Below are 16,055 nucleotides of genomic sequence, written 5' to 3'. Positions count from 1 at the left end.
CCTTTCTATACCAATCGTCCAAGATTCGTATAAGGTTCCTATAAGCTCTCTATAAGCTAACCCCACCTAATTTACAGCTCATCTTTTACCTTTTATCTAAATTACTCCTTTTGAAAATCTCCGTTTCCTTCCGAAAAGCTCGAAAACTCTTTATCCTAATAATTTTTCACTTTTCACTATACAAACTGGTGTGAGGGTTGTAATGAATACCGTTTTAACTAACAACAAAGCAATTCTATTAATATTCTATAAAGGTAGATAATTACAACCCCTTTACCAGCCATTTATAAAAGCAATATGTAAGTCTCGTTTTATTAGCGAGGTTTATAAGAATAAGGATATGGTTGATAAGTTACATAATCCCATAAGCCTACAACATCTTCTGTAGTAGGACGTTCTCCTAAAAAGTCTAAGTTCTCTACACTACAAAATATATGAAATAATTTTTCTTGTCCATAGTTTAGTTTTGACTTATAACGGTCTACTCCATCTATAGCCCAAGTGATGATATAGTTCTGACCATTAATAGCTTGATTTATTTCCAATCTTATCTGAAAAGTATGCCACGATCCTTTATTTACCCTATCAACTGTAACAATCTCAGTATCGTGATGTAGTTCTGGATTATTTTGGCTTGTAATATAAGCTATCAACTGATTGTTTTTCGTTGCGTGAGCTTCTTCTCTTTTTTTAATAGTCCCTGAACCAACCTCAAAATCTACTTCGTGTTGGTCATCGTTATAAAGCCAAGAACCTACGCTCACTCTTTCACCAATATTCATTGTAGGAATGAAAACACGCCAAGTGTAAATCCCTGCACCAAACATTTGTTTTGTCTTTAATTTTTTCCGCTCTTTTGTCCCTGCCTTTGTCCATATCTTCAAAGCCTTACCATCGTCACAACCATCTTTATAAACTGATGAACAATGGTCTACATTCTTATTAGGTTCTTGGTTGGCTAAAATCCAATCTGAAAGAGGATAAGAACTAAAGTGCCATCTGTAAGTTCCAACAGGATTATCAGGCTTAGGGTTAGGTGTAGGCTTAGGTGTAGGAACTACAGCTCCACCATTGGGCGTATACTTAACATTATCCCATACACCTGTTGTAGGAGTGGTAGCAGGTCTATCACCTACTTTTGGTAAGTTCTCTACACTACAAAAGATATTGAAAAGGTTGTCTTGACCATAATCAAGTGTTCCTTCCAATTTATCCTTTCCTTCTCTTCCATCTACTGTAAGGATAGCGTGATAATTACCATTCACTAACTTCAATTCTATCTTAAACCTATGCCAATCTTGTTGGGTAATAGCTATCTTTTTAGTAGCCATTCCGTAACCACCCAATTCTGCTATTACTTGATTATCAGTAAGTCTCATTTGAGAGCGTTCCGCATTCTTTCCTGAATAGACTTTGATAGCCAATTCGTGACTGTCATCTTTGTAAAGAAAGCAATTCACACTTGTTTGGGCTCCTTTCTCCAATTTAGGAACATACAATCTCCACTCATATACTCCCGCTCCATATTGTTTTACAGTTTTGAGTTTGTTGCGTTGCAAAGTGTTCACTTCTGTGTGAATAATAAGTCCACCGTTTGTACAGCCAGGGCTATGTTGTATCTTATAGCAATTAGGCTTACTGTTCTGATTGGCTTCTATCCAATCGTTAGAAGGAGCATCAAACTCCCAAAACATTACCCCTTTTTGAGCCTGTTGTGCAGCATTAAGCGATTGTCCATCGCTTGATGTAGTTGTTGCGTTGCGGGTAGTTTCCTCAGAATCTATCTTACAACCAACATAGATGAACAAGGTCATCAATGAAAAAATAAATGTTTTTTTCATACTAAAATCATTAAGTTGTATGCTTTATTCTTAGTTTCCTATTTAAGAAAAAGAGGCTGTCTCGTTGTTGGAGGTGAGACAGCCTCAGAAAAATCAATTTGCCATTTATAGATAAACATCGATTACTACTAATAGGCGGTATATTCAATAAAGTTGAAAGTAGCACTATACTGTCCTTCTTCTAGCGTTTCACCTGGTAGCCAAGTCCCTCTATTACATTCTGCTGAAACACTCCATTCAAATTTCATCTTCTCTTCTCCAAATTTAGCCACTGCCAAACTCTTTACAACATTTTGGTCAAGAGAAAATTCAACTCCATAGTTATCACCCACTTTTTTGAGGTCAATAGTAAACTTGTAGTCTTTGTTAGGTTTTAACACTGCTACATACTCTTCTATAGCAGGCGATATAGATTGTACAAAGAGTAACAATTCTCCTGTCTTAGCTCCCAAACGTTTGCGTTCTGCATTATCTCCATAACGAGCCATCATTAAGAAGAAATATTCCGGAGTTTCATTATAAAGATTCATACCTAATTGTATCTTAGCAGATTTGTCTACCTTTGGTAAACGAATAGAACAAGTGTATTTTCCATAACCTGCTCGAGTTTTATGGAATATTTTTGAAACATCACAATTAGGAGAAGTAGTAAGCACCAATTTTCCATTTTCTATTTTATTATTAACTTCTACATTAGCTCTTGCCCATCTTCCCCAATCATCTGGGAAGGCATTAAATGTCCATACCTTTGTTTCTCCTGCGTCAGGTTCTGGTTCTGGGTCAGGTGGGTTAAGTTGGTTTTGAGGTTCTGTAGGTTCCATAGAATATGGGTAAGGTGTATAGGTTACATAATCCCATAAACCATAATTGTTCTTATAAGGCCAGCTATCCCCTACAAACTTTAAGTTCTCAGTACTACAAAAGATATAAAAAGGGTGCTCTTGCCCATAAGTAAGTTGCTGAGCGGCACACTTTACATCATCAATAAGCCAAGTAGCAAAATACTTTCCTCCTGCTAATTTTAGGTCAATTTGGAACGTATGCCAAGCATTCTTCTTGATTTTTACCTTTTGGTGTAAAGCTGGGTTATCCTGGCTGGTAATATAAGCAATCACTTCGTCATCAGCAGCTCCTAAGGCATCACGGTCTTTAGCCGTACCAGAACCCACCTCGAAGTCCAATTCGTGTTTATCGCTATTCCACAACCAAGAGCCTATGCTCACACGTTCAGTAGTTCCTAAATCAGAGATATAGGCACGCCAAGTGTAGAGTCCTGCTCCGTATTGTTTTTTAGTTTTGAGCTTTTTACGCTCTTTGGTACCTGCTTTAGTGAATATTTTCACTACTTTACCATCTTCAGCTTCAGTATTGCTTTCCACTGAAGTTTGTGAGATATTAGCCTGTTCTCCTTGACTGGCATTAAGCCAATCGTTAGTATTATCAAAGTTCCACTTCACTTGTTTAGCAGTAACCAAACTGCCTTCTTGTGGAGTTCCTATCTCACTGCGTGGGTTATCGTTAAAACGCCCATCTACATCGCTTTTGTCGCAGCCTATCATACTAAGCATCGCAACAGCCATCAGTATTGGTTTTGTATAGGTTTTCATATGAGTTTACATTTAAGAATTATTGTTCTCTAAAAGAACGGTTGTTTTGTAGGTCAGGGAATTTGTTACTATACACCCCTGGTATAGGGTAATACCTACGTTTGTCATAAGGTTTAAACGGATTGCTGAACTTAGGATACACTTTCCATTCAGGACTCAAATCATAAGGATTTTTTACTACATTAGGGTCTCTTCTGGCATTTAGATTGGCCTCTTTAGTTTCCAATTTCTGTTTAACAAGATCCATATAAGCATCTAAGCGGTCTTTCCATAATCCCATACGGATAAGGTCTACACGACGAACTCCCTCCATATTAAGCTCAAACAAGCGTTCATCACACAATTTACTACGCATATCTTCTTTAGAAGCAAAGTTTGCCAAGGTATAATTGTGGTTGCTATTTTCAAAAGCTCTCTCACGGATTTTATTAATCAAATCCACTGATTCTTGAGTAGGTCCATTGAGCTCATTAAGAATTTCAGCTTTGCAAAGCAATACATCAGCATAACGCAATAAGATGAGGTTATTAGGTGTATTATAATTATAGGTTCCTGGTTTGGTATATTTGTACTTTTTAGTATATATCGCATCATTCTCTACTATTTGCGGATTACTTGCTTCATTCCTAAGCGTTCCTACTTCATTAAGTTTAGGAGATATGTACTTTATAGGTTTTCCGTACACGTTTTTGAAAGAAGTTACAATAAGCTCTTTGAGGCGTTGGTCGTCACTATCAAACTTCCAGTACAATTCCAGAGGCATATTGATATTGTTCCAGCCCATATCATATTCCCAAGGAGTGAAATACAAAGCTAAATCTGAAGAACCTGAGGGCACTTTATCACTTGCTCGTATAGCAAAGATAATCTCGTTATTATTTAAGGTTTCTGGCTTAGAAGGGTCGAACACATCAAACACTTTAGCTTGTAAGGCGTATTTACCTGAGGTTATCACTTGGTCTGCATACATTAAAGCAGCTTGCCAAGCAGCGGTAGCATCTTTACCTTCTTCACGCAAACGCCCTGCTTTACGCATATTAAGACGCATCAAATAGCCATAAGCAGCGCCTTTGGTAGGACGACCTGAAGCTCCCTCTGTTGTAGTACCCCATTCATCGGGAAGGTTATTAGTAGCAATGAGCAAATCTTGTTCTATTTGGTCATCTAATTCCTCAACAGTAGCCAAAGTAGGGTTAGCATCAGCTTCGTAGAAACCATTTGTTATCAAAGGTACTCGATAAAAAGCATTGGTAAGCTGATAGAAGGCAAAAGCGCGCAAAAAGTGGGCTTCGGCTAAGAGCTCTGGTTTCCTATCGGCGGTTTTGAAACGAGATTCAGGAATCATTGAGATATTGTCAATAGCAGTATTGGCACAACCAATCATTTGCCAGTTACCATTGTAGCATCTCGCAAGTTCTACGTTGCCAGAGAGACCATTTTCATTGTATATCTCGAAAGCAATACCATCTTTAAAACAGTCATCAGTAGACATATCGTTGATATAGAAGTTGCTTGTGTGTGTAGCCCCAAGAAGGTAACGGTAAATTCCGTTTACACCTTCTTGTGCATTTTCTTCGGTAGTATAGGCGTTATTGGCATTGTAAACTGAACTTAAATCTTCTTTGAGTTCACAAGCGGTAAACGAGAGTCCTAAAAGACCTACCAATGTATATAGTTTATAATTCGTTTTCATTATTCTTTTGCGTTAAAAAGTTAATTTCACTCCAAAGTTAATGGTTCTGTAAGCAGGATAAGAGTTTAAATCCAAACCTTGTGCAATAGCACTACTACCATTGGTACTGATATCGGGGTCGAAACCTTGGTATTTAGTGAAGGTAAGCAAGTTTTGGCCTCCTACAAACACACGCATTGTTTTAAGAGTTTTCATATTCCATTGACTGCCTGTGAAGGTATATCCTAACTCAACATTGCGCAATTTTACGAAATCGGCATCTTCTACAAAACGAGAGTTCACATAAGAACCATATTGCAATTTAGCTGTTTTTTGATAACCATTACGAGGCACACTGTTAGAAGCGTGCGCTTTTGTCCAACGGTCAGCTGAATCTGAAAGGCGGTTATTATCTTCCAAATAAATACGAGTTAAGTTAAGCATCTTGGCTCCTAATGAGGCTTCAAAGAAGAAAGAGAAGTCAAACCCTTTATAGGTAAAACTATTGTTAAGACCTATGATAGTTTTAGGGATACCAGTACCCAATACAGTACGGTCTTTTTCGTCTATTTTACCATCACCATTGAGGTCTTTAAACTTAGGGTCACCAGGTGCTGAGTTAGGCTGTGGTGCATAAGTTTCACCTTCTTGAAGGATACCATCGAACTCATAACCATAGATAGCACTAAGAGGTTCACCTTCTTTGAGCATCATATATTCTTTTTCGTCATAAGAACCGTGAGGACGTATATACTGAAAACGTGGTTTTCCATCGTTGAGTTTCAATACCTCACTGCGGTTATGAGAGAAGTTAAATGCTGTAGTCCACACAAAATCGTTTTTATTGATATTGGTAGATTTGATAGCCACTTCAAAGCCTCGGTTTTCAATCTCACCATCGTTTACCATCATTGCGGTATACTCAAAACGGCGACCGTCGTTAGTATAGTTAGGGAAACCTCCTGAAGGGTGAATAGGGTCAGGGTTTAACAAGTCGTGAGTGCGTTTGATATAATAATCGAAGCTGGCTTCTACTCTACCAACCACTAAATCGATACCGGCATTCCATTGTGCAGTGGTTTCCCAGCGGAGTTTTGGATTGTAGGGATTAGAAGGATACATACCTTTAGAGTTCACATCATTACCAATATACACATCGCGTACAGAGTATTGGTATTGTGATAAACCAAAGCGGATACCATCGTTACCACTAAGTCCATAGCTAGTGCGCAATTTGATACGAGAGAAAAGAGGTTTAGCAAATTTCATAAACTCTTCTTCACCTAAGTGCCAAGCGATAGACCCCGCAGGAAATATACCCCAACGATAGTCAGCACCAAACACTGATGAACCATCGGCACGAACTGAAGCGTTGATAATATAACGGTTATTGAAGATGTATTCGGCACGACCAAAAACAGAAGCTTTTTTGATTGAGGATTCACCTGAACCTATCCAATCTAAGTGTTGAGCTGCTCCAATATTTTTGAAAGAGAATACATCGGAAGCAAAACCATAGGCTTGCACTTCATCTCCTTTACCTCTTTGATAAATGTAAGAAGTACCTGCGGTTACTTTTACATCGTGTTTACCTTCCATTTTAGGGTGATAAGTAGCCACACCTTCTATTTGGTGTTTTACGTTTTCTTCGTGACTGAGAAATGCTTGTCCTTTGTAAGACTGACCTATAGAAGTAGAACGGTCATAATACTTTTCAGTTTTTAAATGGTCATAAGCATAGGTATAACGACCATTGATAGTAAGTGAAGGTAACAAATCAATATCGGCATAAGCGGTTGCATACATTGTATTAAAATGGCGATAGAGTTGTGCTCCGCTCATTTCTTCGAACACAGCAGGACGACGGTCTTTAGTTCCAAACACATCGAAACCTTCTTTATTTTTCCAAGGTTCCAAATTAAAGATACGATACATAATATTTTTATCAGAAGAGACTGTACCCATATCTAAGAATTTCTTTTTAGATTTGGAAAAACTCATATTAGCACCCGCTCTTACTTTCGGACTTATCTTGTACTGCAAATTGATACGTCCTCCATAACGATTATAATCGGTATTGAGCAGAATACCAGGTTCGGTAAGGTAGTTACCTGACATAAAAGCAGATAAACGGTCAGTACCTCCTGATACAGAAAGTTGATGCAATACAGTAAAGGCATCGTGAGTGGTTTCTTTGAGCCAATCGGTACCTTTACCGCGATAGGTAGCTTGTTGAGCTGTCCATTTGCCATAAGCGGCGTCTTGGGTTTGTTCATATAAGCGACGGGTAAGTGCTATGGTTTCTCCAGCATCAAGCAAATCCCAAGGATTATACATATTCTTATAAGATGTTTGGTTAGAGTACTCTACATTAAAGCTACCTTCTTTACCTTTTTTAGTAGTAATAAGGATAACCCCATTAGCACCACGAGCTCCGTAAATAGCAGTAGTAGAGGCATCTTTTAAGATTTCGATTGATTCGATGTCGTCTATACTGATTTGCGACATATTATCTGTTTGGAATCCATCGATTACATAAAGAGGTTCGTTATCGGCACTTACTGAAGAAGCACCACGCACACGGATAGATACATTACCACCAGGCTCGAGTGAGTTTTGGCGCACTTGTACTCCTGAGGCACGACCCTTTAACATCTGTGACATATCGGCTACCACCCCTGCTTTTACATCATTGGTCTTGATGGAGGTAATAGCACCTGCTAAATCACGTACTTTGGTAACGCCATAACCTACGACCACTACTTCGTCTAACTTTCTTTGCTCTTCGGCAAGAGCAATATTCAAAGGTGAAGGTGTATTGGCGGTTACTTTTACATTTTGAGTTACATAACCCATAAATGAGACTTCTAAGGTTTGCCCTACCGATACCTCTATGGTATACTTACCGCTCATATCGGTACTGACACCCTTACTAGTTCCTTTAATTACTACCGAAGCACTCATTAGGGGCTCTTTGGTAGTAGCATCGCTGACAGTTCCACGGATAGTGCGTTGTTGCGCATAGCTCCAACTCACTAATAAGAACAACAGAACTGATAAAAATAGATTTCTTTTCATACAATGGTTGTTTGTTCGTTTGTTTTCGTATGGTTTTGATGGCTCAAAAGTACAAAATAATCGAAAAAATAGAGGTTTAAAATCGTCTATAAAAGGTTTAAAATTGTCTAATGAGTTTTAAGACATTCATAATCAAAGGCTAAAAAGAAGCTCTAAGAAAGTAATAAAAAGAAAAATAGCCTATAACAAATAGAAAAAAGATAAAAACAAAAGAATAAAAGATAAAAAAAGCCCCCAAAAAGGGGGCTGCGCAATTTAAAAATATATTACAATGCCGAGAAAAATCTCGTTATTTTTATCCACACTTACAATCAGTTCCTCCTCCACAACTTTTCTTTTTCTTTCTAAAAAAAAGTGTTTTTACGAGATAGCCTACTGCTATAACAACTAATATATAAGCGATGATTTCTTGTGTACTCATAGTAAAAATATCTATTTATTGAGTAATTCAAAAGCTACATTTATTTGTGCTTCTACTGCTATTTTGCCTATTGCTAAGGTGTCATTGGCTTCTGCTCCGCTACTACCTAAACTCATTTTACTGGATCTGAAAGTAGGTTGTACATCGTTAAAGTTTGATGAAAGTTCTTTAACAGCAATGGCTTTGCCTATATTTTGGTCTAAACTTACCGCATAGAGTAGTGCTTTTTTACGAGCATCTTCAATGGCAGCTACACGAGCGTCTTGCAAATGCTTTTCTTTATTCTTCACATCGAAACTTACACTGTTGATACGGTTTACGCCTGCATCGAAAATAGCGTTCATTAAACTATCGTATTTGCTAATATCTTCTAATTTGATAGTAATATTTTGTAAAACGCGATATTTATTAATCTTGTTATAATCGTCTTTATAAAGTGAAACATAGCTGGTTTGGAAGTTTTCCTTTGGCAGTTCTTTACTTAAAGTCTCCAAGACTTTGGCTACTTCTTCACTGTTTTTTTGTCGCAAATTTTTAAGGTCAAGTCCTTCTCTTTCTATACTGATAGAGATGTTTACGATATCGGGGGTAACATATACAATGCCTTCACCGACCACTTGCACTGAAGGCGTTTGGGTTTGTGCTATTGCCATTGTAGAGACCAATGAGAATAATAAAATGTACTGTTTCATATGTTTGTTTTTAGTTTATTATATGCAATTTATATGCCAAAGATGCGAGGTTGTAGCACAATAGGCAAGCGGATAATTTGGAAATTAGCTAATGATTAATGGTTAATGATTAATGGTTAATTTGGGAGAGGACTATACAAAGCTTATAGGATAGATGGACGAAGAGTGGCTCTACAGTGGCTCTACAGTGGCTCTACAATGAAGACTAACCAAAGATTAACTGAATACTAAGTGAATACTGATTGAGTTTTTAGTGCTCCTATCTGCTAATATCACTCGTTTTACGAGTTAGACTTGTCGAGCGCAAAATAACTAACAACTTAGGTTAACCGCACGAAATTGCGGTTGCTATAATAAGATTTTTACCAATTAGCCTATTTGTTAATTATTTCGTACCTTTGCCCTCCCTAATAGATAAAAATGAAAACCAAAGAGATACTTATAAAGGGTGCGAAATTGCACAACCTTAAAAATATAACTGTAGGAATTCCTCGTAATAAGTTAGTGGTGATTACAGGACTTTCGGGCTCGGGCAAATCATCATTGGCATTTGACACGCTTTACGCCGAAGGACAGCGCCGTTATGTGGAGAGCCTATCGTCGTACGCGCGTCAGTTTTTGGGTAAGTTAGACAAACCCAAAGTAGACAATATCATAGGGATTGCCCCTGCCATTGCTATTCAGCAGAAAGTAAACACCTCGAACCCACGTTCTACTGTGGGCACTTCTACCGAGGTGTACGACTACTTGAAACTGCTCTTCGCTCGTATCGGAAAAACATATTCTCCTATTTCAGGTCAAGAGGTGAAAAAACATACGGTTACCGATGTGGTAGATGCAGTGATGCGCTATCCCGAAGGCACAAAACTGTTGCTTTTAGCCCCTGTGAGTATCCCCAAAGACCGTACCGTAGAGCAAGTGCTCAAACTCCTATTACAACAGGGCTATGCACGCATTCTGCACAAAGAAGAAATCATTCGTCTTGAGGAAGACAATTTGCCTAAGAATCTCGACAATTTCCAATTGGTAGTAGATAGGGTGGTTGTGCGTCACGACGAAGACTTTCAGCACCGCCTTGCCGATGCCGTAGACACCGCTTTCTTTGAAGGGAAGGGTGAATGCTACATTCAAGAAATGGACGGAGTGGTACAAACGCATTTCAGCAATCGGTTTGAGTTGGACGGTATCACTTTTTTAGAGCCTAACGTACACTTATTCAGCTTTAACAACCCTTATGGGGCTTGCCCAAAATGCGATGGTTATGGTGATACTATCGGACTTGATGAAGACCTTATCGTACCTAACACAGGTCTTTCGGTCTACGAGAATGCTATCTATCCTTGGCGTGGCGAGACGATGAGTTGGTTTCGTGACCAATTGGTGAATAACGCCTATAAGTTCGATTTCCCGATACACAAGCCTTGGTTTGAGCTCACCGATGAGCAGAAACAATTGGTTTGGGACGGCAACAAGTATTTCACAGGACTCACCGATTTTTTCAAAGAGTTAGAAGAGAAAAGTTACAAAATACAAAACCGAGTGCTCTTGGCACGCTATCGCGGAAAAACGCGTTGTCACGAATGCCACGGCAAGCGTTTGCGCAAAGAGGCTAACTACGTGAAAATAGCAGGCAAAAGTATTTCGGACTTGGTAGAATTGCCTATTGAAGAACTACAAGTCTTTTTCAAAGAACTCAAACTCACCGACTATGAGCAAGAGGTAGCCAAACGATTGCTTTTAGAAATTAACAACCGCTTGCAATTCCTCACCGATGTGGGCTTAGGTTACTTAACGCTCAACCGAAAATCGAACACGCTCTCAGGGGGGGAAAGCCAGCGCATTAACTTAGCGACCTCGTTGGGCAGTAGTTTGGTAGGCTCTATGTACATACTCGATGAGCCCAGTATCGGTTTGCACCCGCGCGATACCGAACGACTGATAAGCGTACTAAAATCCTTGCGCGACTTAGGCAATACGGTGATTGTGGTGGAGCACGATGAGGATATTATGAAAGCTGCCGACTACATCATCGATATAGGTCCTGAAGCGGGTACGCACGGTGGCGAAGTAGTAGCGACAGGCACTTACAACGAACTTCTAAAAGCCAACACCCTTACGGGGAAATACCTCAGTGGGCGCTTAACAATTGAAGTACCCAAAAAGCGACGCACTTCGCCTCACTACATCACTTTGGTAGGCTGTCGCGAGAACAACCTTAAAAATATAGATGTCACCTTCCCTTTGGATATGCTCACGGTAGTTACAGGGGTATCGGGTAGTGGAAAATCGACTTTGATGAAAAAGCTACTCTATCCTGCTATTCAAAAAGAATTGGATTTAGGCGGAGAGAAAATCGGTCAGTTTACTAAAATAGAGGGCAAATACAAGCACTTGCAAAGTGTGGAGTTTGTAGACCAAAACCCTATTGGCAAATCTACCCGTTCAAATCCTATTACCTATATTAAGGCTTACGACGATATTCGCGCCCTCTTTGCAAATCAGAAATTGGCAAAGATGCGGAATTTCCAATCTAAACACTTCTCGTTCAACGTTGATGGTGGGCGTTGTGAAGTATGTAAAGGAGAGGGTGAAGTAACCATAGAAATGCAATTTATGGCTGATGTGCACCTCACTTGTGAGGCTTGTGGAGGCAAACGCTTCAAAAAAGAAGTGCTTGAAGTGATGTACGAAGGCAAAAACATAGATGACCTGCTGAACACTACTATCGATGATGCAGTAGCCTTCTTTCAAAAGCACAAACAAACCAAAATAGCTGAAAAACTCAAACCTTTGCAAGATGTAGGTTTGGGGTATGTAACACTGGGGCAGTCCTCCTCTACCCTATCGGGTGGGGAAGCCCAACGGATAAAATTAGCCTCGTTTCTATCGAAATCGGACAGTAAAGAAAAGGTGCTTTTCATCTTCGATGAGCCTACTACGGGGTTGCACTTTCACGACATTCGAAAGCTCTTAGACTCACTGCAAGCTCTCATAGAAAAAGGGCATTCGGTAATTATTATAGAGCACAATGTAGAGATGATAAAATCGGCTGACTACGTGATAGATTTAGGCTTAGAAGGCGGTGCTAAGGGAGGTAATCTCATAGCAACAGGTACGCCCGAAGAAATCGCTAAAAACAAACAAAGCTACACAGGAAAATACTTAAAACTGAAATAAAAAAGAGTTCGGTATTCTTACCGAACTCTTTTTTATTGATAATCCTAATAATAAACTACGCTTGACGAAGTTGTTTTTCCAAAGCAATAGCTTTAGGGAAAAGGATATTGTTTTCGAGGTGAATATGACGATTTAAATCGGTTTCAAACTCTTGCAACATTTGATACGTTACCTTGTAAGTATTACAAGCGTCGGCAGGAGGCGTATAGTTATTGGTAAGCTTTACTATTTCCTCGAAACGCTCACCTTCTGTACTGTGTTCGTGCATCATCATTGCGATAGGGTTCTCTACCGTACCGAAAGGTATATCGCCAAGAGGTTGCCCTGATTGTTGTGCTTTTACGAGGCTTTCGATAAAAGGGAAAAGCACTCCTTCTTCTTTTTTAAAATGCGACTCGAGATCACGAGCACTCTCATTAAAAATACGATTGATTTCAAAGAGTTCAGGGTGACGCTCGCCGTGCACACGACATAGCTTATCGAGAAACTGCAAAAGCATAGGGGTTTTGTCGCGCACGTATTGGTGATGAATGCGCACAATATAGTTAGCAAGCAAGTCGAGAGGCCAATCGCGTACATCGACCTCGTTGCTATTGCCTTTGGGGAGCGCTTCCAACTCGCTAATAAGCGCGTTTTTCTCTACTCCTTTTTTCTCACAGGCTTCGTCGATAGTACGACCGCCTTTGCAGCAAAAATCAATACCGTGTTTTTTAAATATAGCGGCAGTGCGAAAATCGTCGGCTACGATTTCGCCAATGGTTTTGTTTGTTGTTATACTCATAATGATTTAATTTGAGAGGGCAAAGGTACGAAAAGTATCCGGATAATAAAAGTGTATTATATCTTTTTTATTTATTATACAAATACTATATCTTAGAAATAAGGTAGTTTTTGCTTTTAACATTCCTTTTACATTAACAAATATTTAAGACCTTTGTTTTAACATTAAGAAGATACTTAAATCCTTTTATCGTTCTAAAATGAATAAAGGAAAGGGTAACACAATAGCTTTTTTATAAGGATTTTGGACATTTTAAAGAAGATAATATTGTCTTAAAAGGGCAAAAATAAAACTTTAACATTCTTTGCATTATTCTCGGGATTTTAACATTTTCTTTGCGTTTTATCTGTTAAAAACGGTTTTTTAACAGATAAAACGCAGTGTTTTTAAAGATTTAGTGTGTAATTATTAACAGTAAAATAAGAATTTCAGCGACAATAGTTATATTTTTTTGCATATTTTTTTGAATATTTTTTGGCAGTTACATTTTTTAACGTATCTTTGTGCCATCAAAAAAGATAAGAGACTTTTTCATAACCAACAACAAAGAAATAAACGAACTACAAGTTGTGTATAAAAACAAGAATGTAATTGTAAACAAAAAGTTTTTTTCATAATTTTTATTTTTAAGTTTTCTTTTTTATTATTAAATTCAAGAGGCTTCTAAGGGGTTAGAAGCCTCTTTTTATTTGAGCCGTCCGTAGCACGGCAGGCACTTTAAACTAAAGAGCGAAACTATGCCTCAGAAAGTAGTAGCACGACGGACAATTGATTTCAGAATTGGAGTGCTTGAAAGATTATACATAAAAAACCGTTATAAGTTGCAATACTTATAACGGTTTTCCCTATTATTAAATATTTAATTCTTATGAATAAGACTACTAAAAGTATATCTTCTCCAACTATCTTGTCTATTATTTAAATTCTGAAATATCTTTAGGGTTGTATATACCTCCTGCGCGGAAATCAGACTGTGAGATAACTCTATCATAATCAGCTTTACTTGATAATGGAATATACAACTGTATCTTACCGTTTCCGTTTGAAAAAACATCTCTTATGTTATCTATTTCAGGAGCTGGAACATCTTTACCCTCTGGTAAAGCTCCTAATCCTTTTGGAGGAACTGTTCCTCTAAAAGCTACGTGTTGTAATGCAGTACAATTACTGAATGCATTTTGTCCTAAGTGGGTTAAAGTAGCAGGAAATTCTACCTTCGTTAAACTTCTGGCCATTCTAAAAGAAGAATCTCCAATCTTTTTAATTTTAGGAAATTTGATATATGAAACATTAACATTAAAAGAATAAAGATCTGTCTCATTTTCATTAAACAACTTACCTTCTATCTCTGTAACATTATTAAAATCTATTCCTGTAAGCTCATTTTGTCCTGCAAAAGCCCTACGTGCTACTTTAGTAATATTAGGTGGAAGAGTAATATTTCCTTTCAATTTTACACCTGTCTTTATTCCTAAAAGTACACCATCTTTAACAATATAATTTGAGTCATCTGATTTTCTAACAGCAATAGTAAGTATAAGTTTATTTCCCTTACCATTATCACCATCACTATTAGTAAGCTCTACTGTTAAAGTTCCTTCTTTTTTCCCAAATATTTTAACACCCGTATATTTACCATTCTCTTTCTCTATATCTGCACCAACTAATTCTTTCGCATATTCAATAGTAGCAATACTACTATCGTAAGTGCCAATAGTAAATGAATTATTATAAATATTATTTAAATCAATACGTCTAGGTTTTCCTCCTATCCCTATTTCTACATTTTGAATTGCAGCAGTAAAAGGAGCTCGTACGTGTACGATAAAACTTCCTTTAGGGAATCCTTTATCGTCTTTCTCACCCGCGGTATCTTCGAAATATACTTCACCAGTTTGCCCTTCGCCTATTCCTTTTACAAAAAATCTATTTCCATCTTTGCGTACTTGTGCCAAAGCAGATGAAGTAGATTTGATATTTACTTTATCTACAGTACCGTTATATTTCTTGAGCAAATTGGTAACTTCTACTTCTTGGTCTCTATCAACAAATATTGTTTTACCCAAAACGACTAAACCTCTATCATTAGTTTCTTTGTCTTTTACAGTTACATTGATATAGGCAACTCCACCCGTTTTACTTTCTATTTTCACACGGGTTTCGCCTACTTTACCGCCTACTTTTTTGCTAGAGATAATAACATTAATATCTCTTCCCATATTGGCGATAGCCACGTCTACATCTTCAGATTCGGGCTTTAGAATACCGTCGGGGGCAGTTACTTTCACGGTTGTTTGCCCTCCTAAGTTAAGGGTGACAGCCGTTTTCTCTAATATGATATTAGAGTCTCCCTCTTTATCGTCTTTTTTGCAGCTGAACAGGGTTGCTGAAGTCAACACTGCTAAAGCTAACATCATTAGTCTAGTTTTCATTGCTAAATACATTTAATTAAATTTCGCTACAAAAATAGGTATTTTTACAATACAAAACAAACTTTTAGAGATAATATTATCTATTATTTTGTGTTATTTGTAACATTTTATATTTAAACATCTGACAATCAAATAATATTATAAGAACTTTATTAGAGTAAAATTATTGTTTAATAAGAGAAGTATAGGTTAAACGTACAAGGTTTTCTTTAAAGAAAATCAAACAAATAGGTAGGAAGCTACCCAGAAAGTCTTTCAATTGACAATTGACAATTGACAAATGTGATGTGTACGGAGCTACAGTGGTTTTACAGTGGTTTTACAGTGGCTCTACAGTGGCTCTACAGTGGCTCT

General features: G+C 37.9%; 9 protein-coding genes. 1 reads left to right on the top strand and 8 read right to left on the bottom strand.

Going from position 1 to position 16,055, the window contains the following annotated elements:
- Window positions 1–314: 314 nt before the first annotated feature.
- The 6 genes from HMPREF9072_RS08115 to HMPREF9072_RS08095 form a co-directional block, all read right to left on the bottom strand.
- The gene (locus tag HMPREF9072_RS08115; protein WP_009411248.1) at window positions 315–1,841 is read right to left on the bottom strand and encodes a hypothetical protein; all 1,527 of its coding nucleotides are present in this window, start codon (window positions 1,839–1,841) and stop codon (window positions 315–317) included.
- A 128-nt stretch (window positions 1,842–1,969) separates the two neighbouring features.
- Window positions 1,970–3,448: a hypothetical protein gene (locus HMPREF9072_RS08110; protein WP_009411247.1), complete on the bottom strand. Its 1,479-nt coding sequence runs from the start codon at window positions 3,446–3,448 to the stop codon at window positions 1,970–1,972.
- A 19-nt stretch (window positions 3,449–3,467) separates the two neighbouring features.
- A complete protein-coding gene (locus tag HMPREF9072_RS08105) occupies window positions 3,468–5,141 on the bottom strand; it encodes a RagB/SusD family nutrient uptake outer membrane protein (RefSeq protein ID WP_009411246.1) in 1,674 nt (557 codons plus the stop codon).
- 12 nt (window positions 5,142–5,153) lie between these two features.
- Window positions 5,154–8,198, bottom strand: a complete 3,045-nt coding sequence (locus HMPREF9072_RS08100) for a TonB-dependent receptor (RefSeq protein WP_009411245.1) — start codon at window positions 8,196–8,198, stop codon at window positions 5,154–5,156.
- A 295-nt stretch (window positions 8,199–8,493) separates the two neighbouring features.
- On the bottom strand, window positions 8,494–8,619 hold the full coding sequence (locus HMPREF9072_RS12280) for a FeoB-associated Cys-rich membrane protein (protein WP_009411244.1): 126 nt from the start codon (window positions 8,617–8,619) through the stop codon (window positions 8,494–8,496).
- Window positions 8,620–8,630: 11 nt separating this feature from the next.
- On the bottom strand, window positions 8,631–9,311 hold the full coding sequence (locus HMPREF9072_RS08095; RefSeq protein ID WP_034566301.1) for an SIMPL domain-containing protein: 681 nt from the start codon (window positions 9,309–9,311) through the stop codon (window positions 8,631–8,633).
- A 420-nt stretch (window positions 9,312–9,731) separates the two neighbouring features.
- Between HMPREF9072_RS08095 and uvrA the strand changes: the two genes are divergently transcribed.
- Entirely contained in the window at window positions 9,732–12,488 is a 2,757-nt protein-coding gene (gene uvrA, locus HMPREF9072_RS08090; RefSeq protein ID WP_009411242.1) for an excinuclease ABC subunit UvrA, read from the top strand.
- A gap of 55 nt (window positions 12,489–12,543) precedes the next feature.
- On the opposite strand, the gene ric is transcribed toward uvrA, so the two are convergent.
- Both ric and HMPREF9072_RS08080 read right to left on the bottom strand, forming a co-directional pair.
- On the bottom strand, window positions 12,544–13,269 hold the full coding sequence (ric, locus tag HMPREF9072_RS08085; RefSeq protein WP_009411241.1) for an iron-sulfur cluster repair di-iron protein: 726 nt from the start codon (window positions 13,267–13,269) through the stop codon (window positions 12,544–12,546).
- A 914-nt stretch (window positions 13,270–14,183) separates the two neighbouring features.
- Window positions 14,184–15,713 carry a leucine-rich repeat domain-containing protein gene (locus tag HMPREF9072_RS08080; RefSeq protein WP_009411240.1) on the bottom strand — a complete coding sequence of 510 codons (1,530 nt, stop codon included), beginning with the start codon at window positions 15,711–15,713 and terminating at the stop codon, window positions 14,184–14,186.
- Window positions 15,714–16,055: the final 342 nt, after the last annotated feature.

It is taken from the genome of Capnocytophaga sp. oral taxon 324 str. F0483, assembly GCF_000318315.2.
GTDB lineage: Bacteria > Bacteroidota > Bacteroidia > Flavobacteriales > Flavobacteriaceae > Capnocytophaga > Capnocytophaga ochracea.
The sequence above is the reverse complement of the archived record's forward strand: the minus strand, read 5'-3'. Positions and strand labels throughout refer to the sequence as shown.